Consider the following 26,731-nt stretch of genomic DNA (forward strand, 5'->3'; position numbering starts at 1 on the left):
ATCAATTATAAACCAATTCTAACGCCCAGCTGGAACGACCTGAACTGAGGTTCCAAAGTGGTATCTACACCTTGAGTGAAGATACTGCCCGAGGCACTAAACTCAGGATCGTAACCTAAGTAATTGGTTAAGGTGAATACATTGCTGGCTGTTGCATAAAGCCTGGCATATTTAATTGCCTTTGCTTTTAGCGGTACATTATAGGTTAAATTCACCGTGCGCAAACGTAAGTAAGAGCCATCTTCGATCCAGCGGTCAGAAAACTGTGCGTTGCCCATCGGGTCGCCATAACTTGCTTTAGGCACATTGGTTACCTGGCCCTCTCCGCGCCAGCGGTTACGCACAATATCAGTCTGGTTATAATAACTGTTTCCCGATTCCAATACCGAACGGGTATAGTTGTAAATGTCGTTGCCCGCCACAAAAGAGAAGAGCACATCTAAACTCCAGTTTTTATAGCTGAACGTATTGTTAACACTACCATATACATCAGGGTTAGGGTCGCCGATAACCACACGATCTGCGTCATTAATAATTTTATCGCCATTGGTATCAATAAACCTGGTATCTCCGCCTGTAAATGGCACTAAAGCACCTGAACTATTCCTGATGGATAGCCCTGCTTCAGTAGCCTCGGCAGTGGTAGCATATACACCATTGGTACGCTGCCCGTAAAATAAATTAGCCGTTTGGCCCACCCTGGTTAAATAAGTGCCATTGGCGTAACTGGTTAAAATATCGGTACCGCCGGGCAAGCTATTTATTTTATTCTTATAGGTACCCAGGGTAATGCCTAAATCCCATTTTAAGGTTTTATTTAAAATGCGGCTGTTTAAACCAAAATCCAAACCCGAGGTACGCATACCGCCCTGGTTATCGATATAAGAATTGATCCCTCCTACTGATGCAACAGGCACATAAGCCAGCATTTTGCTGGTGGTATGGATGTAATAATCAAGGCTCAGGCTTAAACGTTCATTAAAAAACGAAGCATCTACACCGGTGTTAAATTTGGCTACCTGCTCCCACTGGATGCCAGGATTAGCAATGTTGCCACGAACAAGGCCCTGTAAACCCAGCAGGTTTTGGGAAACATAGTATTGCCTGTTGTTATAGTTGCCAATATCATCGTTACCAACCAAACCGTAACTTAACCTGAATTTCAATAAATCGATGTATTTATAATCGCGCATAAAGTTCTCTGAAGAGATTAACCACGCAGCACTTAAGGCAGGCAGAATAGCCGATTTATTACCGAGGATATCTAAACCATAACCGCCAATATAGCGAACTGAAGAAGAAATATCTTTGCGGCCAAACCTCGACGACTGATCTACAGCAGCATTAAGACTTAAATAATATTTGTCCTTATAGTTATAATTGGCTGTGAAGTAACTATTCAAATTGCTCCATTTGCCAATATCACCCCCAAAATAGCGCAGCGCGGCATTACTGTTGCCAATACTGATTAATACATCGGTTGCGGAGTTGTAACCAATGGCATAATCCTGCTCGCTCTGGCTCGAAGTATAACGTGTACCCAATGCCGCATGTAAAGTATGGTTGTTACCAAACTTACGATCGAAGCTTAAATGCAGATCGTCGAAAACACTGAAATAACGGATCACCTGCGTTCCCAGTTTACTATCGCCAATGGTGGTTGGCAAAATTTCGTTAGTTACGCCCTTCCGCGGAATAAATAACGTTTCCTGAGTTTTATCGTAGGTTATCCCTGTAAGATTAGAAAGTTTGAAGGTTTTGTTAAAAGCATAATCAAAATTAATGTTACCAAAAAAGCGGTAGGCTTTTTTCTGATTTAGTCCTTTTTCTATTAATGCCCTTGGATTACTTACGCCCAATGTATCGGCTTCGGCCAGGTTTGGTGAAACCGCCCCGCTTGCGCTAATCTCATTTACAGCCAAAAACGGTGCCTTAACCAGCGACAGGAAGATCGGGTTTGAACGGGCCGATAAACCCTGGTCTTTTAACCGTTGCTCGGCATAGGTAAACGATAAATTGGTGTTTCCTGTAAGTTTCTTGGTCAGATTTAAATCACTGTTGAAACGCATGGAATACCTGTTGTTGCTTGTTGAATCGATAATGCCTTTATCTGATGAATAACCTGCAGAAAGCGCGTATTTGGCAATGTTATCGCCGCCACTAACTTTCAGGTAATAACTCTGATCGATGCTGTTTTTAAAAACCTCGTTCTGCCAATCGGTATTTTGGTGGTACATCTGGTAGGTTGGATTGGTTACCGGATTTGGATCATCGTTCATATAAGGTTTAGCGGCAATTTCACCGGCACTTAAACCCTGGCTTTTCAAAATATCAGATAAATAACTGCGGTAATCGTCTACCCCCATTACGTTGATTTTTTTAGGTTTCAGGTTAATCCCTGTATATGCCGAAAAATCGATCAGTGTGGCTAAATCTTTGGCATGGCTGGTGGTAATAATCATTACGCCGTTTGCAGCTTTGGTGCCATAAACCGCAGCGGCCGATGCATCTTTAATGAGCGTAATGTTTTCGATATCGCGTACATCAATAAATTGTAAAGGATTATTTTTATGCCCGGTGGTGAGCGATGTACCATAAGAATTGGCATCGTAAACCATACCATCCACCACATATAAGGGCTGGTTTGTGGCATACAGGGAAGTGAAACCGCGTACAAATACATCGGCACCAATCCCCGGGGTTCCCGATCTTCTGATTGCATTAACCCCGGCCATACGGCCTTGTATATAACTGTCTGGCGTTTCGGAATTAGCGCTCCAGCCGCCCTGAGGGTTTAGGTAGCTTAAGGCCGACTGAGACCGTGCCAGGTTTTGCATACCTGTAGGCAAAGTTACTTCGGTAAATAATGAATTGTAGCCATTTGGATAAATTTTGATGGTAGCCAGCTTACCTTTATGTACCGGTAATAATTTAGTGTGGTAATTGGTAAAACTGACTAAAATGGTTGCGTTAAAATCGGGGACAATGATGCTAAACTTCCCGTTGTTATCTGTTAAAGCACCCGAAAAATCGGTTACAGTTAGTTTGGCTCCGGTAATGGGCTTATTGGTGTACCCATCTACCACAACGCCGGTTATTCTCTGGCCTGCCAGTTTTTTCTGCCGCACCTTTACGGTAGTGGTATCGGTACTGTACTGGCTCGAATCTGTTTTGCCGGTATCGGTTTGCTGAGCAAAAGCCATAGCCGAGCACATCAGCCCAAACAGCACAAGTAAAATTCCTTTTTTTATGATGGTAAAATTATGCATAGTCTTTTTTTGAGTCAGATTACTTATTTAAGGAAGAATGGGTTCAAATCGCAGGTAATCTAAAATGAGCGTATTTTGGTCTTTAGATGTGGTATTCGCTGCCGTTAAGCGTAACTGTAATTGCCCGTATTGTTGTGGCGTGTAATCGCCAAGGTAAACCTCTGCGTAATTTAAAGGCGTTACCGTTTGTGTGGCAAATAAGTCGAAAACCAAAGTGGCTGGGTTGTAAATAAAATACCGTTGGGTAAAATTGGCTACCTGGGCATCACCTTGCCCGCCTGATATGGCCCTTGCATATACTTTGTATTTAACCGAAGCAACGGTTGAGAGGTACTGAACATAATATTCGGCTACGCCATGGTTATACACCTCAATATCTCTATAAGGAATGCCCTTATCATCCAGCTTTAACCGGTACAGTATATTGCCTGTTCTATCCGATCTAAAGCTAAAGGGTAGTTCACCTTCTATTTTAAAGGCTGGTACTTTATCTTTTGTTCTGAATGGTAATGCATTCATGACGTAGACTATTCCATTACTGGCACGGTACGATTTTACAATAGCCGATTTTTTGATGGGAATTTTAACACCCCTTGTCGAAATCAGGGTATCAGGTAATTTATCCAGCGTGTATAAACCTCTTGCCACCAGATCGCGCACCAGAATAAACGCTCCGCCATTTGGATAAAAAGGCTCTAAACGGTTGCGTTCGGTAGTGAATGTGGCATCCTGCAACATAAAAAAGGTGTACTGCTGATTTTCTGTCCTTAAATCGGCAACACTGTTCCAATAGGCATTTCTTGATACCATTGGTGGATTGGGTGCAAATATCGGATTGCCCAAAGCATTGTAACCAATAATGGTTGCATTGGCGGTATCGATAACCTGTACAGATAAATTGGCAATGTAATTGGTTTGGATGGATGCATCGGTACTGCCAAGCATAAAATCCCAAACATTCAGCTTGGTTGGAATCGCTTTATCGATTACATACAAAGCACCGTTCTTTACAAAAGCAGGTTTGCCTACAATAGCCGCTTCTTCGAAGGTAGAACCTACCATGGTAGCGTATTTTTTATTTTGAAGCAATACTTTAACAGTATCAGTAGGCCCCTTAGGTGCAGCGGTAGCAGTTAAGCCTATATGGTTGGCCACAAAATCTTTTAGTTTAACAGGATCGCTAATAATGGCAGCATCAAGCGTTGCCAATGCATCGTTTGTAGGCGCCCATACCGTATAGGTTTGCGATGAGGTAAGCAGTTTATCGTAACCGGTACTCCTCACGTATCCGGCAAACTTACTTAAGTCGGGCTGAGCAGCAATTTTTTGCAACAGATCGGTGGTATTGTCCACATTTACTATTTCTGCATGTTCTTCCAACGCATTTTTACATCCTCCCAGCCAAAGCACTGCTCCCAGTAATAATATGGCATGTAGTATATTTTTTTTCATTTCTATTCTTTTATTCCCCTTTTACAGGTGTATTTTTTTACTGTAAAATGAGGTTGCACCACTGTTTGTGGCACAGCCTCCTATTTAATGATTAGGGTTTTTGAAAAATCAGGCCGTCTTTACCCGGCGAAAACCTTGGATAGTTCTGGTCGTCGTTTTCCGGTATAAACTGGATCATATCCAGCCAGGTACCTCCTGACCCTGTACCGGAGGCCTCGGTACCACCTACCATGGTTAACCTGATCCAGTGTCTGTCAGTTGTGGTAATATTTACTGTTCCTGCCAAACGGGCTACGGCACTTCCCCAGTTATTTTTAACCGCAGGCTGGATTAAACCTAGATTGCCGTTTTTATCTTTATCGTTAGTTGTGGCCAGATAGCGTTTAAAGCCCTGGGCTAACATTAATGGATCAGAACTTGGTAAGGCTGCACCTGCATCAGTCATTCCGGAAGAAGTAAGCGATTGCCTGAAATCTACCAGATTGGGCAGTATCTGCGCATCGGGGGTGCCAATATCCATCCCCACCTGGCAAAGTGGTGATGAACCATTGTAGCTGTAACAAACCCAAACTTTATACTTACCTTTTACCAGCATGGGCGTTTTTAACTCCACCCATATTGCCCGGTTTGCATTGGTTAAGCCTAACGACAATACCAATTTATCATCGTAAGCCACTCTTCTGGTCTGCCCGAAAACAGATACTGCGTAATCATAGTATTGAGGTAAGGTGGCTTTAGCAGGGTTATTTACCCTTAATCCGGCTAATGTACTGGCACCATTGGCAAATAAGGGTATTGTGCCGCTTGTTGCGCCGTTACGGCCGCGCCAGATCGGATTAGCTTTGAGTTCTGGCTGGTCGCACACGTCGAAAAATACCGCCGTAGGGTAACGCACCTTAATGGCATATAAGTTTTTAGTTTCATGGAGTACACCGTTAGCGGTTGTGATGTTGCTAAAGGTTCTGTTTACTTCTACCCCAGGTTCTAACACACCGTTAAACTCATCGTCGTTAAGTAAAATTTTCTGATTAATGTATTTGGTTGTAACTACTTCTTTTGGGGCTAAAGTATTAATGGTGGTTGATGAAATGATATCTGGTGTATAGGTGGCCCCGGCCGAAAGGTGATAAGCAATGTATAACCATAAACTATCGTTATGGTTTTTCGGATCTCCCGTTTTAGAAAACTTAGCCTTAAACGCCTCATAACTGGAGTAACCCGCTTTTACCAGAGCAGAATCGGATTCGATAATGGCGGTTTGAAGGCGACGGGTGGTATCTTTTACGGCCGATGAAGCCACATTTAACGAATCGTAGAAACCAGTTTCTTTTAAAGCCTGCGTAAAATATTTATACCGGCCGCTTGCCTCAATGGTTTGAGCGGTTGTTAATGTTGCCGGAATCAAAACATGATCAATTACATGAACAATTCCATTACCCAGCCTTACATTGGATTGGCTTATTTTGGCCTGTTTGTTTACAATATAGCTACTTACACCGCCATCGTTTATGGCACCTGTTTGCAGGTACTGGCCATATAAGGTAATTTGTGGCAATTTCCCATCTGTAAAACGATTGGTTGCAACTGTATCTGGCAGTAAATGGAATTTAACCATATCCTTCGATTGCTCAACAGTTAAATCGGATACATTTGCTTTGCCAATGCCTTTAAGCCAGGCGGTAACCGCATCATTGGTGGGGGTAAACAAAGTGTACCTGCCATAAGCACCCAAATATCCCGCCGTGCCCGAGCGTTCTACAATCTGCCTCATCATCGAGAACTTATCGGGGTATTTATCCAGATAGCCGGTAATGTTTACATCATCTGTGGTGGCTAAGGTGTACGATTCTCTTTTACATGCATTTACAAATATGAAAGCAATAACGCCTATCACCATCAATATGGCGAAGCTGCGTAAATTTGGATTATTTTTCATCATGCTAAAATTTATTTGGTGTAAAATGGATTTTGGACAAGTTTTGAATCGGCAAAAAGCTCGTTTTCGTTGATGGGTAAATAATGGCTGTTTACATCCCTGAATTTGGTTATAGCCGATTGTTGTACGGCAGGTGATACCGTTCTGGCAACCATTTCAAGCAATACGTTAATGCGTCTGTAATTTTCATGTTTGGCAATCCGAAGTAAATCGTACCAGCGTTTGCCTTCAAAAGCAAATTCGCGCGATCGCTCAGCTAAAATGTAATCGCATATGGCATCCTTGTCATTTTCGTCGGGGCTTTGTTCGGTTATTTTAACGGCGTTTCTCTTTAACCTTAAATCTTTAATGAGGTTAATGGCCTGTGCACCAGCTCCAGTATAAGCCAGGGCCTCGGCTTTTAGCATCCAGATATCGGATAAGCGGTAAGCCTGCCAGTTTACATAAGAAGGGTTTTCGGTACCATATTTAACAATGCTGTTATCGCCACTGTAAAATGCCGAAGCGCGGATATCATAAATGCGGTCGGGATCTACATCATCCGGAGTAAATATATCGGAGGTTAAAATGCCCGAAGCAATAAAGCGTTTTTTAGATTGTATGAGTAAATTATAGAATACGTTATTTACGGCGTTTTTATTCGAGAATTCGAAAATGGTTTCGGTTGAACTGCCATTGTAAAACACATTGTTGTACCAGCCGGAAGCCGCCCCCTGAACGGCAAATTTCTGCGAATCGATAATTTTGTTGCATTCGGTAATGCAGCCGTTAAAGTTATCCATCCACAAATACACATCGGCCAATAAGGCATTAACCGTAAATTTTGTAATTCTTCCTTTATCTGATACGGTATTGCCATAAGTGTTTACCGCTCCGGCTTCAGCCTTTTTTAAATCGGCTACGATCTGGTTCAGAATATCGGCAGCAGGCGTTTTAGTAAGCTCCTGCAAATCGGTATCTTTTGATGAAGAAGTTAATTTTAAGGGTACATCCCTAAAATTCCTGACCAGATAGAAATACATCATGCTCCTGAGCGCAAGTGCCTCACTGATATAGGCATTTAATTGTATGTCGGTTAAAGTTGGATCGGTTTCCTTTACCGCAGGCGCAAAATCCAGTACGGTATTGCAGAAGTTAATGGTACGGTAAAAAGCGGCCCAGCTGGTTAAGGTATTGCCCGGAACAATATTGTTATCAAAAACATCCTTCTCTTCAATGGTTCCATTTGGTCCGGCATCGATCATATCGGCCCGTATTTCGCCGTATATAAATATATACTCGGTTAATGCTTTATCTGTAATATTTGGCGGAGAGGCCAGTAAAGATGCATAACAACCTGCAACCGCAGCCTGAATATCTTCTTTGGTTTTCCAAAAGCCCTGCCGCGTAATGCCATCCCGGGGTTGTAAATCCAACCATTTTTTACACGAGCTGCTCATGATCAGCATCACGATTATGCCTGTACTATATAAAATCTTTTTCATGGTGTTGCTGATTAAAAATTTGCGGTTAAACCAAGGGTGATTGTTTTGATCGGAGGCGTGGTAGAATTATCAACCACGGTAGAAAATGCTGTTAGTTTTACCGGGACTTCCGGATCCTGACCTGTGTATCTGGTAAAGGTTAAAATGTTCTCTACCATTAAATTGGCACTTAAACTTTTCATCCCCAGTCTTTTCATAAAGTTTTTACTGAAATCGTATTTCAGGGTTACACTACGCAAACGCAGGTAAGAACCATCTTCTACGTACCGGTCTGATCCTAAAAAGTTATATCCGGTAGCATATACAGCCCTGGGCATATCAGTTACATCGCCCTCAGCCCTCCAGCGTCTTAACACGGCTGTACTTTGGTTACTAAAACCATTCATATTGGTGGTGGTGATTTTGGTTCCGTTGATGATCTGATAACCGGTGCGGTAACTAAAGTTGGCACCAAAGCGGATGTTGCCGTTGATGGTAATTCCGGTGCCAAAGCCTCCGGTTAAGTTGGGATTACTGTTACCCAAATACACAATATCCTTATAGTCGATATTTCCGTCGTGGTTAATATCTTCGTACATGGCATCACCAGGCTGGAATACGTAATCGATAGACGGATATGCAAAACGCATATACACTTTTTGCCCATTGGGACCAACGATCTGGTTTCCGCTTTCATCCACTGCAATCGTTGAGTTCAGATCCTTGTAAACACCTTTGAACTTAAATCCGTAAAAAGAGCCAAACGGGTTGTTTTCCTGAATATAAACCTTAAACACATTGTTTGTGGTGATTTTTCCTTTGTTTTCGCGGGGATAAAGCGGGTCGATTTCGCGGATGATATTCTCATTGTGCGAGATATTGAAGCTAAAGTCCCATCTAAAATTTTTCTTTCTGATCAGTGTGGCATTCAGGTTAAATTCCCAGCCCTGGTTATCCATCGTACCCACATTCAGGTCTACCCCCGAATAACCATTATAGGTTGGGATGGCAATACCGGGGTAAAATAAATCGGTTGTGCGCTTGCGGTAGATGTCGAAATCCATATTGATGGCATTTTTAAACATGTTTAGCGTAAGCCCAAGGTTAGACTGGGCTACTTTTTCCCATCTTAAATCTGATAATTCGAGATTGCTGGAATATACGCCAGACATGCCCAGGTAACTGAAACCATAATTCTGATAGGTATTTAAATAAGTATAATCACCACGGGGTGCATTACCTACAATACCGTAACTGGCCCTGAAACTGAAATCATCAATGTATTTTTCAGTTCTTTTCATAAACGGCTCCCCTGAAATCCTCCAGCGAAGTGATGCTGAAGGAAATACGCCATAACGGTTATTCGGGCCAAACTTAGAGTTACCATCGCCCCTTATACCGGCATTAAAAATATAGCGGTCTAAAAATTTGTACTGCGCACTCAATAGCAAACCAACAGAGCGGCTTTGTGCATAAGATGAATAGGCTGATCCGGTGGCATTTGTACGTCCGTCAATAGATGGATCGGCGAGGTAAGATGATGCCGTGTTGGTGGCAAACATGCCCTGCCCTGTTCTACGGCTATCGTTACTATCGAACCTTGCAAAAGCGATCAGATCGTGTTTTTTGCCAAGTTCGGGCGTGTAAGCCAGGGTAATGTTAGAAGCCATGGTAAACCCGTCGCCATCCACATCGCCCGTCGAATTTACAACGGCATCGGTAAATAGTTTACCTGTTGCAATTTGTGGCAAAAAGGTTTTGGTTTTAGAATTGTTAATGTCGACCTGAAAATTTGCATTTAACCTTAAACGCTCGGGAACAATCTGGTACTGTAAGGAGAATTTCGGAATTACCCTTTCGCCAAGCTGGTGGTTACTGGCTGCATTTGCCATAGCTAGGGGATTGTAAGTGCCCGGATAATTGCCCTGAGCGGTAGCCAGCGGACTGAAATAATTGGAGGTTAAATTACCGTATTCATCATACTCGTAAACCGATTGATTTGGCATTTTTTGATAGGCAATATCCCTAACCTTTGTGCTGTACAGATTTTCGTTATCGATGTGCGTGTACACAATATCGGCACTAAACCTGATTTTATTGGATACCTGGTAATCTAAATTTACACGGGCGCTTAAACGGCCTAAACTTGTACCACGGGTAGTACCCTCCTGGTTAAAATAATTTAGCGATGCCCTGTATTTGGCCTTTTCGCCCCCACCCGAAATGGAGAGGTTATGATCCTGAAGGTAGCCGATCCTGGTAATGGCTTTTAACCAATCGGTATTGTTGCTGTAATTAAAATAATTGTATGGATCGTTCGGGTCGTACTGAAATTCTTTGGCAAACTCTGAAGTAGAAAACTGTCGGCCGGCATTGTAAAACTCTTCTAAAACCAACGATGAATATTGGTTACCGTTAAGCATTGGTATAGGACTTGGCTGTTTTGAATAAGAGCCTTTAAAGTTATAAGAAATAGTAGGCGGCCCCATTGTTCCCCTTTTGGTATTGATCACCAAAACACCATTTGCTGCCCTCGAACCCCAAATAGCCGTAGCCGCAGCATCTTTTAACACACTGATGTCTTTAATATCTGAAGGAGCAATATTTAATAACTGTCCGTAATTGGTTTCATCAGAAGTTGCAAAGTTAAAATCAGATGGAATGGAAATATCGTAAGGCATACCATCCACTACGATCAAGGGATCTACCGCACCATTAATGGAAGAGGTACCACGGATCCGGATCTGCATCGGGGCACCGGGATCGCCACTGCTCGCTGCAATATCCAAACCTGCCAACCGGCCCTGCAAAGCCTGATCGATAGAGGCGGCCTGCATATCTTCCAGTTCTTTGGCATTGATGGTTCCTATAGCAGAAGTTTGATCCCGCTTATCGATATTCATCCCGCTGCCATTATCAGCCCTTGCTTTCGAAACAATCTGAACCTCATCCATCTGGTTATCTGAAGCTTCTAATTGAAAGTTAATGGTGGCCTTATCAATTGCAACAGGCGCAGTTGATTTATAGCCAATGTAAGAAACTGAAATCCGGTAGGTTTTATCGGCAACAGGCAAGGTATAGTTACCATCAATATCAGATGATACCCCTTTGATTACCCTGCGGTCTTTATCAACAATTACTACCGAAGCACCGATAATGGGCTGTTTATCTTTTTTATCAATAATCTTACCCCGCACGTAGTTAATTTGCTGTGCACCAGCAATAGCAGACGCAAATAAAAGGCACAGCAAGGCAAATAAACGTAAAGTATATTTTTTAGTCATATCGGTTTAGAATTGATATTTTAAGTAATTATTGATCTGATGAATTACTGTACGGTTTGATAATACATTGCTCCTGTCTGCCGGGTTTAAAAGCACGTTAGCTGTTCTGCCGACCACATCTCTAAGCGTTAAAGAAGAGGTGGTATTAATGGCAACGCTTATCTTGGCGGCATCACCGCCATCGTTTTTCATTAGGGTTTCAAACTGCCCGGTTTTTTGCCCATCGCTTGCAATGGTGTTTTTATTGATTATGTGGTAGAGGAGGAATTTACTCACCCTGGTTACATCCGAACCATCGGTTGGAGCAGTAGCTGGAATGCCTGTGGTTACGTTACCAGGTAAAATGCCATCTTTTACAGCCTGCATGATGGCCGCATTGGTAGGGATAAAAACGGTATAGTTTACGCCCTCAACGGTTCCCTGTATTACACCAGTGGCTTTAGTATAAATGATGTTATTGTTTAACAACTGAAAAAAGTAATAATATGGATCGGTAGTGAGTGTACCATATTTTTCGATGTGTTTGCCAATGTTCAGCACGGTATAGGTAAGTGCTTCTTTTCCGTAAACGGCTGCACCATTAACCGGTGAGGTGCTGATAGAATCGACAGGGATACTTTGTTTGGCAACGGCAACACTATCCTGTGTACCTGCCGAAATCAGTTTCCCGGCAGCATATTTAATATATTCGCCGTTCGAGGCTTCTAAAATTCCGGATCCGGTGCTAAAGTTGGGGATATCCCTATCGCCCAAAGCAATAATGTGGGTTTGCAAAATGCGTTTCAGTGCGACTAAATCGCCTCTAATCGGGGCTGATGCATAAAACGGATCATAATTAAAACCCATTCTCCTAAGCGTTACGTCAGGAATCATCACCACCACATAACGCAATGTTGGTGTTTTTAAGGCAGGTATCAGCCCGAAATAAATTAAAGCCTGTTTCATCACACTGTAATCGGGATCAAGGTTTACGTTGCCATAAACTGTAGAGAATACATTCGCGTTCTGGGCCTTATTTATACCATATAAAAAGCCATTGCTCAGAGCCTGTTTATCTACCACATCGGCTACTACACGGGTTGTAAAATCGTTTAGGGCATTGGGTGTAGTGGCAAATTTGCTTGGCCAAACGGTAGTGGTAAACAAATGTGAATTCACAAAATCCTTAATTACATCGGGTGCCACTACATAAAGGTCGTTCAGGTTGTTTACGCCTTTTTTCTTCCAATATTTAAGCAATACATTTTGGGCATAAGTATTTACTGCAGCATTGGTAGGGGCAAAAATGCTGTACGAACCCTGTTGCGCATCATTTGCATCTACTTTTAAATAATTTTCGTTGTTTGGCGAGAAAGCCAGTAAAGTACTGTAGGTTTTGGCATAAACATTGGCCGCTTTACCACTCAGCACCTCGTAACGGTGAGAGATATCGGCGTTTAAAGAATAGGTAACAAACTTATCCAGTAAGCCTTTAAAAACACTGTAATCGGGCTTTTCGTTAATATACTGATCAATACTTTGAGGCGGGGTTAATACCTTGTCGATTACATGGATTACACCATTTTCGGCTACAATATTCTGTTGTCCGTCAATTAATCTTGCTGCACCTATATTGTTGCCATTGTAAGCAGTGTTTGGATAGAAGAAATTATAATCGGCAGCCGACAGACCATTGAATGTCATGTAAGGCGATAAAAAATAGGTAATATTCTTATTGTTAAAATCGGTTGCCAGATAAGAACCATTACGGTTTGCTGCAATAACCTTAATTGCATTTCCATTATTGTCTTTTCCGTCATAAACGAAATCGTAGTACACGCTTCTTCTTCTAAAGGCGCTGTTTTTGATAAATCCCTTAACAGAGAAAAAATCGCTCAAACGCTCCACCTTTTCCCCATCATAAATCATGGCGTAACGAACAATTCTGGAAGCAAGATCTACCGAAACTTCAGTTAAATTATTGTCTTTCAGATAAGTGACAAATGCTTCGTCGGTGGGTGCAAAAACCGTCCACGAGCCTGCCGTACTCAGGGTTTCTTTGTAACCGGCTTTATCAATACAATCCAGAAATTTGGCAAAGTTCCCTTTTGCCTGAAGTTGCTGGTAAATTGGATCTCCCAAATTCTCCGGGCGACCATAAAAATCATCGAATTCTTTTTTCCGGCAACTGCTCAGGAAAAAAATAACTGTTAAAAAAACGATTAAAAATTTGGGTAAAATTTTACTCATAGCAATTCTATTGGGTGCGAACGCCCATTAGCTAAACTGCGATAACAATAGAAATCAGTAGCGGGATTGGTTAGAAAAGAATGGAGGAAAACGTAGATTTTTTATTGCATAGCGTTAGTTTAACGAAACGTTGTAGGTGTTGGTTTATTAGTTATTTGGTTAGTGAATTATTTCTTAAATATAAACAGGAGGTATAAAATTCCCATCCTGTACTATCCTGTCTTTTTCTTATAAAATATTATCATGAATGCAAAACAGAAGCCCAACGCATACTAAATCGATTAACGATGGTTAAAATTTATTTGTTAAATCTTTTTCGACTGATTACTCATACACATTTTAAAAAACAGATGTGATTTGTGCTATACATTTATGTTAGCGAAAATTTATTGATAAGGCATAATGGTAACCGGACCGATTAATCCTGAAGACATTACATTCCAGCTTGAAGCATCAAAATCCTTATAATTAATATTGACGAAATTAATTTCGTGGTAATTCCGCCATTGTATTTTTTTGATGTCCATATCACGGATGCGGTTCGCCATCAAATTAACCACTTCAATTTTAATGGTATTATGACCTGCTTTTAAATATTTACCCACACGGGCCTGAAAAGGAATGCTCCATAAAATACCTACTTCCTGTCCATTGATCCACACCCTGGCACTTTCATCAACCTGGTTCAGGTTCAAAACATATTCTTTAGCGGTTTTTGAGCTTAAGTTAAAACCTGAAGTATAAACACCAGTACCCGAAAAGGCCTGTAGTTTAGGATCACTCAAAGTTGTCCAGCTAACCAGTTTAGCTAACTGCTGATCTGCAGGAAGCTCGGGTCCACCTTCTGTAAAATGTAAATTCCAGGCTTGGTTAAGGTTTATAACACCCGCAGCTTTATTTAAATAAACCCACGGCGTATTGATTGTTCCATTATGCTCCACTTTTAAAAACAAACTCTCCCCCGATTTAAGTTGTACGTGAACCTTTTTATCGCGTATTGCCGCTACACCCACATTCGAGCTTTGCGGGTCCATAATTAAAACCTTGCCTTCTTCATTTAAGGAAAGTTCGGTATCGATATCTTTAGCGGTGTGGTTAACCAGATAATAGTATTTGCCGGTTGTTGTTTTTCTCCTGATAAACTGAAGGCCGGTATCGGTTAAAGTTTCTCTGTTAATGGCTATCGAACTTAATGCTTTTTGTATATCGCTGGCTAGTAAAATTACTCCTGCACCAACTTTAAACTGTTTAATACCATCTGCGCCATCCGTAAAAATTAATTTCGCCAGGCTGGCTTTGAGCTGCGTTCTCCTTGCTTCCAGGTTATTTAAACCCGGAACATCTTTAGGCAATGCCTGAAAAATAACTTTTGCGCCGTTGCTGGCCAGTTTGATCATCTGATCTAAAGTTTCCGGACTGATCATTTCGCACTGCGGAACAATTAACACCTGATATGGCGCAGCTGCCGCGTTAGTACTGATCAATGTTTTGTTCACCGTTGATTGCTTTAATAACCGATCAGATGCAAAATCAAAAGAATAACCTGACTTAGAAAGTTCTTTCGACAATTTATAAAAGGCTGTTGGGTGTAACCACTCATCAACATCATGTACTTTTAAGGCCATATCCAAACCTTTGGCTTTGTTCCATACATCATATATGGGCCAGTAGATTAAAAGTTCGTTATCTGGCTTTCCTGATTGAAGAATAGACTGGCAACGAGTGATATAATTGTTTAAACCCTGTGCATGTGGCCATAAACTGTTGTTCGGGTTCATTTCTACGGAGGCGTAAAACAGCCATCCCGGCCAGGGTGCATTTGTGGGCGAATTGGTAGTACCGTGATAAAAGATATGGTTGATGCCTGCCAGAAACAATTGTTCTGCTTCCGGTTTACATTGCGAAAATGAAGTTTTAAAATGTTCTGTTAACCAGGTAAAGGTTTCAGAAGAAGCCAGTTTTTTACCACCGGTATGTGCTGCAGATGAGGCAAACTTACACATCATCGGGTCTGGATCTACATTGCGGATATCTGCTGCATCACGCCTAAGCCCTGGGATAGGAAAATAACTTGAACCAAAAGTTTCGGTTTCGGGGATATCTACCGCACCGTAAAGATCGAGCAGATTACCGGGCGAACCATGCGACTGGTTTTTGGTAGCCGATTTAAGCCGATGTGCCCAACCGGTCCAGTTTTGCGTAAAATTATGCAGTAAAAGTTCATCCATGGTTTCGCGGTAATCAGATTTTAAACGGGCAATATTTGCATTTGTAGAATCTTTACCGGTTAATTCTTTAATATGACTGGCCAGATCATAACCCCTGTTTTTCTTAAATTCCTGAAAGAAGGTGGGCGTCCAGGTTGCGCCGTAAACTTCATAACTGTCATTAAAAAATGAGCGAATACCTTGTGGTTTGCCACCAAAAGCATCCGAAAATCTTTTCAGGTAAACATCAACTGCATTTTTATCGAGGTGATCTAAAGTAAAACCTTCGCCTCCAGGTGCAGCACGTTTGACCATTTGCCTCGTTTTACCGGAAAATGTGGCATAAATATCCCAGTCTCCACTACTTGGCGACCAATTTAAAAATCCATCAGCCTGAACTTTAGAAAGCAAATTGAGTACCTCACCATTGTTACCGTAAGCGGTTAAAGCCTGTAACTGCGCGAAATCTTGTTTGGCTTCTTTAACCTTAATCGCTTCCGTCAACTTTTCGCCGGCTTTGAGCGTGTATTGCTGGGTAATTAGTTTTGTTGCAGCATTTTCGGGTTTAATCTGCGGACCACCGAACGGCCAGCCCGTGCCTGTGTTCATATCAACCCCCAGGCCTAAAGTATTGGCTTTATTTACCGTATGGTGTAATATATTCATCCACTCTGGAGACAAAAACTGGAGGTATTGTTTTTCAAATCCTTTGGCTCCATAAATTGGTGTAATTTCTACACCACCGAGGCCAGCATCGGCATATTTCTTTAACACAAGGTCTAAATTCTGTTCATCTACAGCATTCCCCATCCACCACCAGCGGGTCCAGGGTTTCATCTGCTTTTCGATAACCGGCCAGCTACCGGTACTTTTTACAGGCTTTTGTGCTTTGGCCAGACCAAAAGTTAGCGTACTAAACAGCAGAACAGAACAGAATCGATGTAATTGCATATTGTTAATCTAAATGGAATACCATTTCTAAAGGGAATGTTTTTGGAGAATTATCGGCATTGGTCTCCATAATATCGGCCATGTATGCCCACCATTTCTGCACAATCCGCGTGCTGCCTAAATCTTGCGAAGAGCTGCCGTTTTGTTGTTGCACAGCGAAAAGGGTATTGGTTTCTTCATCTAAAAAAATAGAATAATCGCTGATCCCGTTTTCTTTTAACAAAGTTGATAGCTCTGGCCAGATCTCATTGTGGCGCCTTTTATATTCTGTTTCAAAACCGGGTTTAAGTTTCATCTTAAATGCAATTTTCATGTGATCCATTTTATTATTTAAGGATTTTATTTCTTCCGTGGTTCGTGTCCCCACGAACCACCTGACAATTAATCTTTTAGTTTCGGTCTGTGGGGACACAGACCGAGGGAATTGACCCTGAGATTCTTCACTGCGTTCAGAATGACAAAGCTTATTGACGTGTTTCATGTCCGTACAAACCACTATCTGTCATTCTGAGGCACGAAGAATCTCTAACCCATTGGCACTCAAACTGAGTCCTTCATCAGCCTTTAGTTTCTTCCAAGGTTCGGATACCCTCGAACCATTAATACTATTTTATACCCAAGAAGTAAGCCTCATCCGTCGTGGTTCGTGTCCCCACGAACCACCAATTATTATTCTCTGCCAAAAAAAATCGCTCAGTTTCGATCTGTGAGGACACAGACCGAGGAACCAGAGATCGTCATTGCAAAGCCGATTTTTCATCGGCTGAGGCAATCTTAACATTAACAAAAAGATTGCTTCGTCGTACCTCGTCGCAATGACGCCAGATTTTGATATCTCATCCGCTGTGGTTCGTGTCCCCACGAACCATTAGTTAAATTTATTGTTCCGTTTCGGTCTGTGAGGACACAGACCGAGGAACTCCCCCATTAATTCACGACAAAGCTCAAATCAGTACTGTTATCTCCGGCCGATTTAATCCATAGTATTTTATTCCTGGTATCATAAAACCATCCCTCTGTTTTATCCAATCTATCTGGTGTTTTTAAAACTTTTAATTTTATACCATTTTCGGAAACTATCGAAGGCACAATTTTGCTATTCCAGTGTACCTTTGCCGAATATTTATGCTTATCCGTTTTAAAATTTCCAATCGGCTTTGCCACTTTCAGCGTAAAATTTGAAGCACCTAACAAAGAGGTGATTTTGGTTAAAGCATAATTTCCTGTCTTATATGCCGCGCTTAAATTATCATCTTCATAAAGGTCATATTTAGATTCGCCATAAGGGAAAACATCCAGGGTAATCACATCAACGGGTTTTTCGCCACTGTAGGTCATTTCTGGCTGCATCGGAATAATGCTACCCGCTTTAACAAAAAGCGGAATCGTATCTAAAGGCGCCACCACATGGTGATAACTTTTGCCTTCGTATTTTTGGTTTGTCCAGTAATTAAACCAGGTGCCTTCTGGCAGATAAACCGAACGCGTAATGGCCCCTTTAGTGGTTACCGGGGCGACCATTAAATGATCGCCAAACATATACTGATCGCCAATTTCGTACACATTTTCGTCATCCTGATGGTTTAATACCAAAGCCCTCATCATCGGCAAACCCGCTTCATATTGTTGGTGCATGCTCGTGTATAGGTAAGGAAATAAACGGTAACGCAACAAATCATATTTTTTAAAATTACGCAAAGCATCTTCACCATATTTCCAGGGCTCTTTATAACCAGGGTGATCCATCCCGAAAACCAATGCAATCGGACTGAACATCCCAAACTGCACCCAACGGATATACAGCTCGGGATCAGCCTGATGCTCGAAACCGCCCATACAATGCGCCCACGAACCTACGCCTGAAAGACCAACATTTAAACCCGCTTTAATTACCGGAGCGAAATATTGCCATTCGCTAGGCCAATCGCCTGCGAAAATATAAGGATAACGTTGTATGCCTGAATAACCTTCACGGGTTTGGTTCAATCCCCTAAAACCATTAAATCGTTCAAACTCCAAAAACGGCGCTTTAGCATAAGCGATAGGGAAAAGATTATGTAAACGTTCGGCATCTTTTCCGGTTGGCCCTACTTTCTCACTTTCGTTGGCCAGTGATCCAAATGCACTGCCTTCGTCTGTTTTGAGAAATTTTGCCCCCAATTTTGCTACCCGCATTACGCCGTTATCCCACCACCATTGTGTTGCCTTTTCATCGAAAAAGTTTACAAATTCGCCGGGTTTACCATTTTCAGGGTAGGTATAACCTTTTTCCCTCGCCTGATCTAATAGGTTTAATGTTTTAGCATTATCAAACCGCGGACGAAGATGTAAGCCCACCATTTTATAATTCATAGCGTAAATGCTATCGAACATCGATTTTGGATCTTTAAAGGTTTCTCTCCATTCGAAAGAAGTGGCACCTTTACCGCCATTTTCGCCAAACAAGCGCCAGGTAGAATCTAACCAAAGCAGATCAACCGGAATACCCAATGACCTGTATTTTCTTGCCAGCTCAACCACATAATGATCAGACGATTGTGCCTCATGCCCCCATGTACCTCCGCTATACGTACCAGCGTGTAAACCTAAAGCGAACTGTGGCAACATCGGCGATTTGCCGGTAATACTGGTATAGTGATCTAAAATGGCCGGAAAAGTTGGCCCATACATGAAATAATAATCCAATTCTCCATCAGCAGCTTTAAAACTGTACTGATCTTTTTTCGTAGCGCCCATATCCCATTCGGTGGCAAAGGAATTATGGAAGAAGATACCGTAGCCTTTTGTGCTCATAAAAAACGGAACCGGACAATAATTGGCCTCTAATATATTGTAAGCACCAATAGCATGCGGCAAACCTTTACCACGGCCTACATTTAAGGTTAGTTTTTTAAAACGGCGATCCATAAAATCCATGCGTTCGCCAAAACCAAAAAAATGTTCATCGGCCTGCAGTTTTTTGCTTACCCCAACCTGCGTATTTTCTTTACTTACCGCTCCCTTTACTTCGCTACTCAGTAATTTACCTTTGGCATCAAAAACATCAATCCTGAAAGGGGCCTTGTATAATTTAACCACCAATTTTGCTGTGGTAAGCAAGAAATGATCTTTTTTATCCGAAACTTTAACCGCAACATTGGGCCAGTTGTAATTGATTACCATCAGGTTTTCGTTGGCTTCGAATTTACCGCTCCAGCTGCTTCTGATCCTGAATATTTCCGGTGTACAGAATTCGAATTTCACTTCTCCCCTTGTGGTTGAAAATAAAATGGTATTTCCCGTTTTCTTAAAACCATATTTATAATCGCCAATGCTTTGTGCCCTGGCAATAGAAAATATAAAAATTAAGGTTAGCGCAAAAGCTAAAAGTTTCTTCATCATATTTATTGTATTTCCAACTGGTTAATTACTAAGCCCGGATCGAGCATATAAATTTTTACCGTCGATTTACCTGTTTTATTAATCTCGTGTTTGGTTAAACCTGAAGCGTAACCTTGTAATACATTCTGTTTCCAGATGTTATTTTCTGAAGCCGGAGAAATATTAATGACCTGCGGCTGATCGTTATTTACCGATATGGCATAACGCACTTTAATACCATTATTAACCCCTTGGGTAGGCAGGCATTTCACTTCGATCTGGTGCTCACCCTGTGTTTTAAAATCGACATTGTAAATGGCATAGGCAGCATTTTTAATCTCTTTTTCATCAATTGGTTTAAAAGTAAAAGGATAAACCGAAATACCATCGCCACCTAAACCCAATCCTTTTAAAGTTTGTAATGTTACTCCTTTTGGAACAGATTTCTCGGTATATTTAGCGGCCTGAAGAATAATTTTATTTTCAGTTTTCGCTACTGCACCTGATGGTTTCGCAGCAATAGAATCGGCCACTTTTGGCATTTTAAAAACCGCTAAATCGCGAGGTTTCCAGCTCATCATGCCGTTCCACTTGCCACCTGCAATTTCTTCATTGTATTTTTTGGTGATCAACTGGATCTGTTCAAAAGCAGCTTTCGATTTTTTCGAATAAGTCAAAGCGGACTGATCTCCGTTTGCCGCTAAGGCCAAACTTTTTTTAGCGTATAAAATCTTTTGGTTCATCAGCAGGGCACCTTCAACAGGATACAAAATCAATTCAAAATAAGCATCTTTTAACCGTGCAGGGATCTGGTCATTTAAACTTTTAGCCTGATTGTAAATCTTTTCATAAGCGGCCAATCTTTCTTCGGCCTGCTCATCAGTGAAAGTAACACTGGCCATATGCTCTGGTTTAGCAGCATGTGCCAAACGGTAATAAACGGCTTTTATCTCGGCAATGGGTTTTGCAAACTCAGCGCCAAAGGTTTCAGCAGCCCAGCTTTCGGCATATCGATCTGCATTTTCGAGTTTCCATTGCTTTACATTCCAAGCCAGGTCCATCGCAAACTGTGTTTCCATCTCAGCAGGTTTAATATCGCCCACATTTATGACCCAAAGTCGATCGGCTTTGTACTGGTAGGCTTTGGTTAACTCATAAGAAATTAAAGATGGAGAAATAGAAGAAAGCCACAGGTAGTCTTGCGGGGCACCCCAGTACGAAATATGGTAATACACCCCACTTCCGCCCGATCGTTTTTGTTCTTCAGGGTTCGAAAGCTGGCGGATATAACCATGATTATCATCCGCCCAGACAATGGTTACATCATCAGGAAGTTCCAATCCTGCCTGATATAAAGATAAAACCTCTTTATAAGGGCAAAAAATCTGTGGGATAGTGCTTACAGGTTTAGTAATATTCTTGCTTAAAATTGTTCTTTGATCAGTTATGATTTCACCCAGCAACTTTACTTTTGCATTTTTATCTTTCGGTCCGGGCATACTGCCGTCGTGAATACCACGCATCCCAACGGTATAAACCGATTCGTAATTTTTAGCTTGTTTTACACGGTCGGTCCAGTAATTGGCCATTTCATTTTTATTCAGATCGTAACGCCATTCGCCAGGTTTTTTACCGTATTCGTGCTCAAAATTCTCTGCCCATTCGAAAACATTATTCCGCAACATCGGTTCGCAGTGACTGGAACCTAAAACAATGGCATATTTATCGGCCATGACCGGATTGTTGGCATAATAATAAAACGCTTTGGTTGAAGGATGCATACCTGGCCAGATGTAATTGGCTTTTAACCGCAGCAACAATTCGAATATTTTGGTATAGGTTTTCGGACCAATATCTTTCACATCGGTATCCATCATTTTAGCAGCCCAGGGTTGGATGCCCCAATCTTCATCATTGATAAAAACACCGCGGTATTTAACCGATGGAGATTCCACCAAAGGCTGACCAGCTTTAATGTATAACGATTTTTTTGTTGCAGGTTTCACATCAGCCCACCAACAAAGCGGAGATACCCCAAGCATCCTTGACAATTGAAATACACCATAGGCTGTTCCTCTCCTGTCACTTCCGGCTATCACCAATGCTCTTTTTACGCCTTTTACAGGATTTTCGATTACTGAAACAGAAAAAGTTTCCCATTTACCGGATAAAGTAGTACGGTCGATTTTCCCGGCTTTAGCCAGTTGATCGATATAAAATGATTGACCTATTGTACCGATAATGATCGGATAGGCACTTAAAGTTGTATTATTTTTAAAAACCGGCGAAGTAAGGCCAGTTAATAATTGAATGTCATCTTTAAAAGCAGTGGCCGCAATTCCTACCACTTCGGCATCCTTTGCATCGATATAAATGGATGATGCTTTTCCTCCGTCAACAATCGGGAACGATGAAACACTGCTAATTTCAGAAACAGCAATGCCTGCCCTTTGTGCCATACTTTGTTTAGGCAGCAAGAACAACCACATTAATACCGATAAAGCAGCCAGCTTTCTGACATTCATTTTTATTACTTTTTAAGTTTATAAACTTCAGTTCCGGCCAATAAAAAACAGCCCAAACCATAATCTTCAAAATCAGGTACACTGGTATAGGTTACCGGTTGCCCATCTTTTGGCTCTTTACCTGTTCCCTGCATAAAACCGATGGATCCGTTTTTCTGAACGGCATCTTTGGTCATGGCATTCCAGGCTTTGGTAATGATAGGCAAATAAGTTGCCTTATCTAAAATACCCTGGTTTACCCCCCAGGCCATACCATATACAAACAAGGCAGTACCCGAAGTTTCTTTACCACCAAAATGCGTGGCATCGTGTAAACTTACATTCCAAAAACCATCAGTACGCTGGATCGGCACCAAAGCTTTGATCATTTCATGATAGGTTTTTAAATATTCGTTGCGATGTGGCTCATTTTCGGGGATAATTTCTAACACACGTACCAGTGCAGCCACAACCCATCCATTCCCTCTGGCCCAATAACAATCCTCGCCGTTAGGTTCTTTGTAAGGCGGCACAAAATCCTTATCGCGCCACCAAAGACCATCTTTGGCATTGTACAAACCACCACCTTCAGTATTTTTGGAGTGCAGGTACATTTTGTACATGTAATTGTAATAGGTTGTATCCTTATATAATTTGCCCAATTTGGCGAAAACAGGCATCCCCATTTGTATCGCATCGATCCAGGTCCAATCGTTTACCTTACCCGATTTAATCACCAGATCGATCGAGGCTTTAATATCTTTAATGCGTTCGGGCTGTTGATCAATCCGGTAAAGATCGATATAGGTTTGTCCACAGGCCTGATCATCAGCATTTTTGGTGCTAATACCATTTCTTAAACCCCAGTTATGTTTTTGCCCCCATTGAACGGCATAATCGTAATATGCTTTTTCAGGATGGATTTGATAAAGATTCATTAATCCTTCGTAATAAACGGCCCTTGTCCAGATGTTGCTTGGCCTTTCCCGGTTGGTTATGATCGATTTCCCGGCATCAGGCCACTTATTCATGAAATAAGCATTTGTAGATTTTAATACTTTTAGAACTTCCCTTTTATTTGGGATTTTCTGTGCCAAAAGTAACTGGACAGATATGCTGAATAGTATAGCGGAGCTGAATATAAATTTCTTCATGGTGGTTTCGCTTATCTTAATTGGTTTTCGGTTTTGGTTTTAATTCGTCCGGACTATCTTTTGTAAAGGTATCGAACTGGATTTTCGACGGACTTTCGAAGATATCTTTTACGGTATTAAAAGCCACTTCGTATTTTGGATTAAACTGATCAGATATCATGTATTGCTGTAAACTGAAATAAAGTTGCTGAGCCGCCGGGCTATCTTTTAAATCAGGTGAAAGATTGGCACTCGAAACTACTAATTTCCCCTTGCCCACTTTTGCCTCAAAAACCAGCGCCAAACGGCGGTTCAAAAACCAGGTATCAATCGGTTGAATAATTGGTTTAAATCCAGATGGAAAATCTTCGAGGTTCATCACCTGCGATTTGTTCACAATCTCCCACCATTGCATATCGCTGTGGAAATCGGTCGGGAAATTTTTAAAAGCAGCGTGTTTTGGGTCGCATAAAATACCCAGTGTATGTGGCGGACGCATTTTGAACCAAGAGGTATTCCAAAACACCGGTAAAAAAGTCTGCACCACTTCTTTTCCTTTTACCACTTTGCCTGCTGCATTGAGGAAAACATTGCCCCCTCCGGCCAAAACCGACTGGGCTTTGTCATCTAAACTGGTGCAATAGTACACATCGGTTTTAACTGCAGGCAATTGTGCAGGATAAACCCAGAAACTCCAGTCGTTGGCAAATTCAGTTCCATCAATGGTAACTTCTAATTTCAGTTTGGTTGCTTTTGTAATGCTATTTAGGGGAAATTTAATCTCTCCAATCGTTATACAATTGGTTATGGCTAAGGTTTTAGGATCGAAACTACCTTTCGCCACATTTGTGCCGCTTTCATCTTTGAGCGTCCAGGAGAGTTTTGCATTTTCAATCGGTGCTTTCCCAAAATGAGCCACTTCTACCGCAGCTGCTAAAATTTCATTATTGGTAAAAACAAACTTCGAAACTTTTAATAAGGGTACCGTGCTGTTAGAAAAACGTTTGAATGCTTTGGCATTGATATAACCTTTTTCATCCCAGAAGGCATCCAATACACCGACAAGCGCTGTTCCCTGCCCGGGATAATCATTTAAGGATAAAAGCTGGTAACCATTATAATTTGGTGTCCGTAATGCCTTCTCAATTTCGTTTTTATAACAAAGGGCTTGTAATTTGCCCGAAGCCATTAACAAGTTATGCCCCTGATCAGCCATATCGTGATCTTTAAGATCTTCCTGAAACATTTCGAAGTTCTTTGCGCGATAAACACCGGTGTATTTTTTGATTTCATCGAAATTAGGAAAGGCACAATACTGTCCCATTTCGTGTGCCACAAAAGGTACCGTAAACTGTTCGATCTGCTTGGCATAAGTGGAAATGCTTTCTGGTTTTCTGCCCCAATCTAAACCCCTGGCACCTGCACGTACCATAAATTCGTTGTTTGGAATAACCGGCCAGCTTCCACCAACCGATGCGCCGGTGTACAGTCGTCTCGAATCTTTGGCTTTCCAGTAATTATTAAATTTGGTCAGGTATTCAACCTGCCTGCCACGTGGTTCATTTCCATAGGCCATCATACAAAAAGATGCATAATTGCCATAGCTTTTAGCCATGCGGTTGGTTTCATCATAAATAAACTGATCGATCGGTTTTCCATCTCCGATTGATGAACCATGATTGGCCCAGCTCGGTCCTTCTGGCTGCAGGTAAAAACCAATCTGATCTGCGGCAATAAAGGCAGCTTCAGGAGGACAAAATGAATGAAAACGCATGTGATTTAAGCCATGGGCCTTCGAAATTTTAAAAATACGTAGCCATGCCGCAACATCCATTGATGGGTAACCGGTTAGCGGAAATTCGCAATTATTAACCGTACCGCGTAAAAAAACCGGACGGCCATTGATTTCAAAAGTTCTGCCTACCGCTTTAAATTCGCGCATGCCGAACTGTATTTTTTTCTCATCTTTTTTACCGTCTTTCGAATTCAGTGTGGCGGTTAAACGGTACAAAGCCGGATCGAACTCATCCCAGGTGGCTATTTTATTGCCCATTGGCAAATTGATTTCCAGGCTGCCCTCACCATTTCTGATCTGATAAACAGCTGTTACTGGTTTGACCTGCAGGATATTTTTGGTATTGAAACTGCTGGCAGAAAGCGTAATTTTTCCTGTAGAAGATTGATTGGCATTAGCTTTCAACTGGATTTTAACTCTGGCAGACTTATTTTTCAGATCAGGGTAAACCTGGATATCATCAAAATAAACAGGCGAACCGGCCAGCAGTTCCATTTTGCCAACTACCCCGTTCCAGTTGCCCTGGGTATGATCGGTTAAACTATGCGAATCCTGCCCTACATTGATTGCCTTGATGCGGTTATCAATCAGTAAAGTGATGGTATGTTTTCCGGCTTTCAAATTTGGCGGGAGTTCAAAATTCTGAGCGACTACAAAGGTAAATTGCGTACCGATTTCGATATCGTCTATCCAAACCCTTGTTTCGGAATGTGGGTATTCTAAAGATAATACCAGCCGCTTACCCTTCCAATTGGTTGGGATTTCGATAGCTTTCTGATACCAGGCAGCACCGGTATAATGTTTGGCAGGGGTTAACCAGAAAGGTATTTTTAAGTTACCGGGTTTACGGTATTTTTCTAAACGAGGGTGGAAAAAATAAGAACTATCATAAATGCTTCCGGTCCACTTTGTTTTTAAAGTAATATCATCGCCTTTTAAATTTTCGGCCATCGAACCTGGTAGATTAACGGATTCAGGAAGAACGGATGAATACCATTTTCCTTTTATGCCTTCATCTTTAGCATCTATTTTGAAACGCCATTTGCCTGCCAGTGAAATACTTTGGGCATGTGTTTTCGGAATGCTTAAAAATATTAAAGCAATGCTTATCAGCACTATGAAAACCCGGTTTATCTGTATCTGCATAA

The 26,731-nt window shown here is 41.6% G+C and carries 12 protein-coding genes; all 12 read right to left on the reverse strand.

Going from position 1 to position 26,731, the window contains the following annotated elements; all coding sequences use genetic code 11:
• Positions 1 to 5: 5 nt before the first annotated feature.
• The 12 genes from ABD769_RS09485 to ABD769_RS09540 all read right to left on the reverse strand — a co-directional run bounded on the left by ABD769_RS09485 (position 6) and on the right by ABD769_RS09540 (position 26,729).
• On the reverse strand, positions 6 to 3,269 hold the full coding sequence (locus ABD769_RS09485; protein ID WP_344851191.1) for a SusC/RagA family TonB-linked outer membrane protein: 3,264 nt from the start codon (positions 3,267 to 3,269) through the stop codon (positions 6 to 8).
• Positions 3,270 to 3,296: 27 nt separating this feature from the next.
• On the reverse strand, positions 3,297 to 4,721 hold the full coding sequence (locus tag ABD769_RS09490; protein WP_344851192.1) for a fasciclin domain-containing protein: 1,425 nt from the start codon (positions 4,719 to 4,721) through the stop codon (positions 3,297 to 3,299).
• Between the two features lie 91 nt (positions 4,722 to 4,812).
• Positions 4,813 to 6,660, reverse strand: coding sequence for a fasciclin domain-containing protein (locus tag ABD769_RS09495; protein WP_344851193.1), 1,848 nt, complete (start codon positions 6,658 to 6,660; stop codon positions 4,813 to 4,815).
• An 8-nt stretch (positions 6,661 to 6,668) separates the two neighbouring features.
• Complete coding sequence (locus ABD769_RS09500) at positions 6,669 to 8,141, reverse strand: RagB/SusD family nutrient uptake outer membrane protein (RefSeq protein WP_344851194.1); 1,473 nt, start codon at positions 8,139 to 8,141, stop codon at positions 6,669 to 6,671.
• 11 nt (positions 8,142 to 8,152) lie between these two features.
• The gene (locus tag ABD769_RS09505; RefSeq protein WP_344851195.1) at positions 8,153 to 11,404 is read right to left on the reverse strand and encodes a SusC/RagA family TonB-linked outer membrane protein; all 3,252 of its coding nucleotides are present in this window, start codon (positions 11,402 to 11,404) and stop codon (positions 8,153 to 8,155) included.
• A 6-nt stretch (positions 11,405 to 11,410) separates the two neighbouring features.
• On the reverse strand, positions 11,411 to 13,633 hold the full coding sequence (locus ABD769_RS09510; protein ID WP_344851196.1) for a fasciclin domain-containing protein: 2,223 nt from the start codon (positions 13,631 to 13,633) through the stop codon (positions 11,411 to 11,413).
• 386 nt (positions 13,634 to 14,019) lie between these two features.
• Entirely contained in the window at positions 14,020 to 16,791 is a 2,772-nt protein-coding gene (locus ABD769_RS09515) for a glycosyl hydrolase (RefSeq protein WP_344851197.1), read from the reverse strand.
• Between the two features lie 4 nt (positions 16,792 to 16,795).
• Entirely contained in the window at positions 16,796 to 17,104 is a 309-nt protein-coding gene (gene rhaM, locus ABD769_RS09520) for an L-rhamnose mutarotase (RefSeq protein ID WP_344851198.1), read from the reverse strand.
• 614 nt (positions 17,105 to 17,718) lie between these two features.
• On the reverse strand, positions 17,719 to 20,172 hold the full coding sequence (locus tag ABD769_RS09525; protein WP_344851199.1) for a glycoside hydrolase family 31 protein: 2,454 nt from the start codon (positions 20,170 to 20,172) through the stop codon (positions 17,719 to 17,721).
• A gap of 2 nt (positions 20,173 to 20,174) precedes the next feature.
• Positions 20,175 to 22,676, reverse strand: coding sequence for a glycosyl hydrolase 115 family protein (locus ABD769_RS09530; protein ID WP_344851200.1), 2,502 nt, complete (start codon positions 22,674 to 22,676; stop codon positions 20,175 to 20,177).
• 5 nt (positions 22,677 to 22,681) lie between these two features.
• Complete coding sequence (locus tag ABD769_RS09535) at positions 22,682 to 23,809, reverse strand: glycoside hydrolase family 88/105 protein (protein ID WP_344851201.1); 1,128 nt, start codon at positions 23,807 to 23,809, stop codon at positions 22,682 to 22,684.
• Positions 23,810 to 23,825: 16 nt separating this feature from the next.
• Positions 23,826 to 26,729, reverse strand: a complete 2,904-nt coding sequence (locus ABD769_RS09540) for an exo-beta-1,4-galactosidase (RefSeq protein WP_344851202.1) — start codon at positions 26,727 to 26,729, stop codon at positions 23,826 to 23,828.
• Between the last annotated feature and the right edge of the window lie 2 nt (positions 26,730 to 26,731).

It is taken from the genome of Pedobacter jeongneungensis (assembly GCF_039538295.1).
In the GTDB taxonomy this organism is placed as follows: domain Bacteria; phylum Bacteroidota; class Bacteroidia; order Sphingobacteriales; family Sphingobacteriaceae; genus Pedobacter; species Pedobacter jeongneungensis.

Coding starts and splice junctions, on each gene's coding strand:
- ABD769_RS09485 (WP_344851191.1), bottom strand. CDS start 3,269: ATGCATAATTTTACCATCATAAAAAAAGGAATTTTACTTGTGCTGTTT.
- ABD769_RS09490 (WP_344851192.1), bottom strand. CDS start 4,721: ATGAAAAAAAATATACTACATGCCATATTATTACTGGGAGCAGTGCTT.
- ABD769_RS09495 (WP_344851193.1), bottom strand. CDS start 6,660: ATGATGAAAAATAATCCAAATTTACGCAGCTTCGCCATATTGATGGTG.
- ABD769_RS09500 (WP_344851194.1), bottom strand. CDS start 8,141: ATGAAAAAGATTTTATATAGTACAGGCATAATCGTGATGCTGATCATG.
- ABD769_RS09505 (WP_344851195.1), bottom strand. CDS start 11,404: ATGACTAAAAAATATACTTTACGTTTATTTGCCTTGCTGTGCCTTTTA.
- ABD769_RS09510 (WP_344851196.1), bottom strand. CDS start 13,633: ATGAGTAAAATTTTACCCAAATTTTTAATCGTTTTTTTAACAGTTATT.
- ABD769_RS09515 (WP_344851197.1), bottom strand. CDS start 16,791: ATGCAATTACATCGATTCTGTTCTGTTCTGCTGTTTAGTACGCTAACT.
- rhaM (WP_344851198.1), bottom strand. CDS start 17,104: ATGAAAATTGCATTTAAGATGAAACTTAAACCCGGTTTTGAAACAGAA.
- ABD769_RS09525 (WP_344851199.1), bottom strand. CDS start 20,172: ATGATGAAGAAACTTTTAGCTTTTGCGCTAACCTTAATTTTTATATTT.
- ABD769_RS09530 (WP_344851200.1), bottom strand. CDS start 22,676: ATGAATGTCAGAAAGCTGGCTGCTTTATCGGTATTAATGTGGTTGTTC.
- ABD769_RS09535 (WP_344851201.1), bottom strand. CDS start 23,809: ATGAAGAAATTTATATTCAGCTCCGCTATACTATTCAGCATATCTGTC.
- ABD769_RS09540 (WP_344851202.1), bottom strand. CDS start 26,729: ATGCAGATACAGATAAACCGGGTTTTCATAGTGCTGATAAGCATTGCT.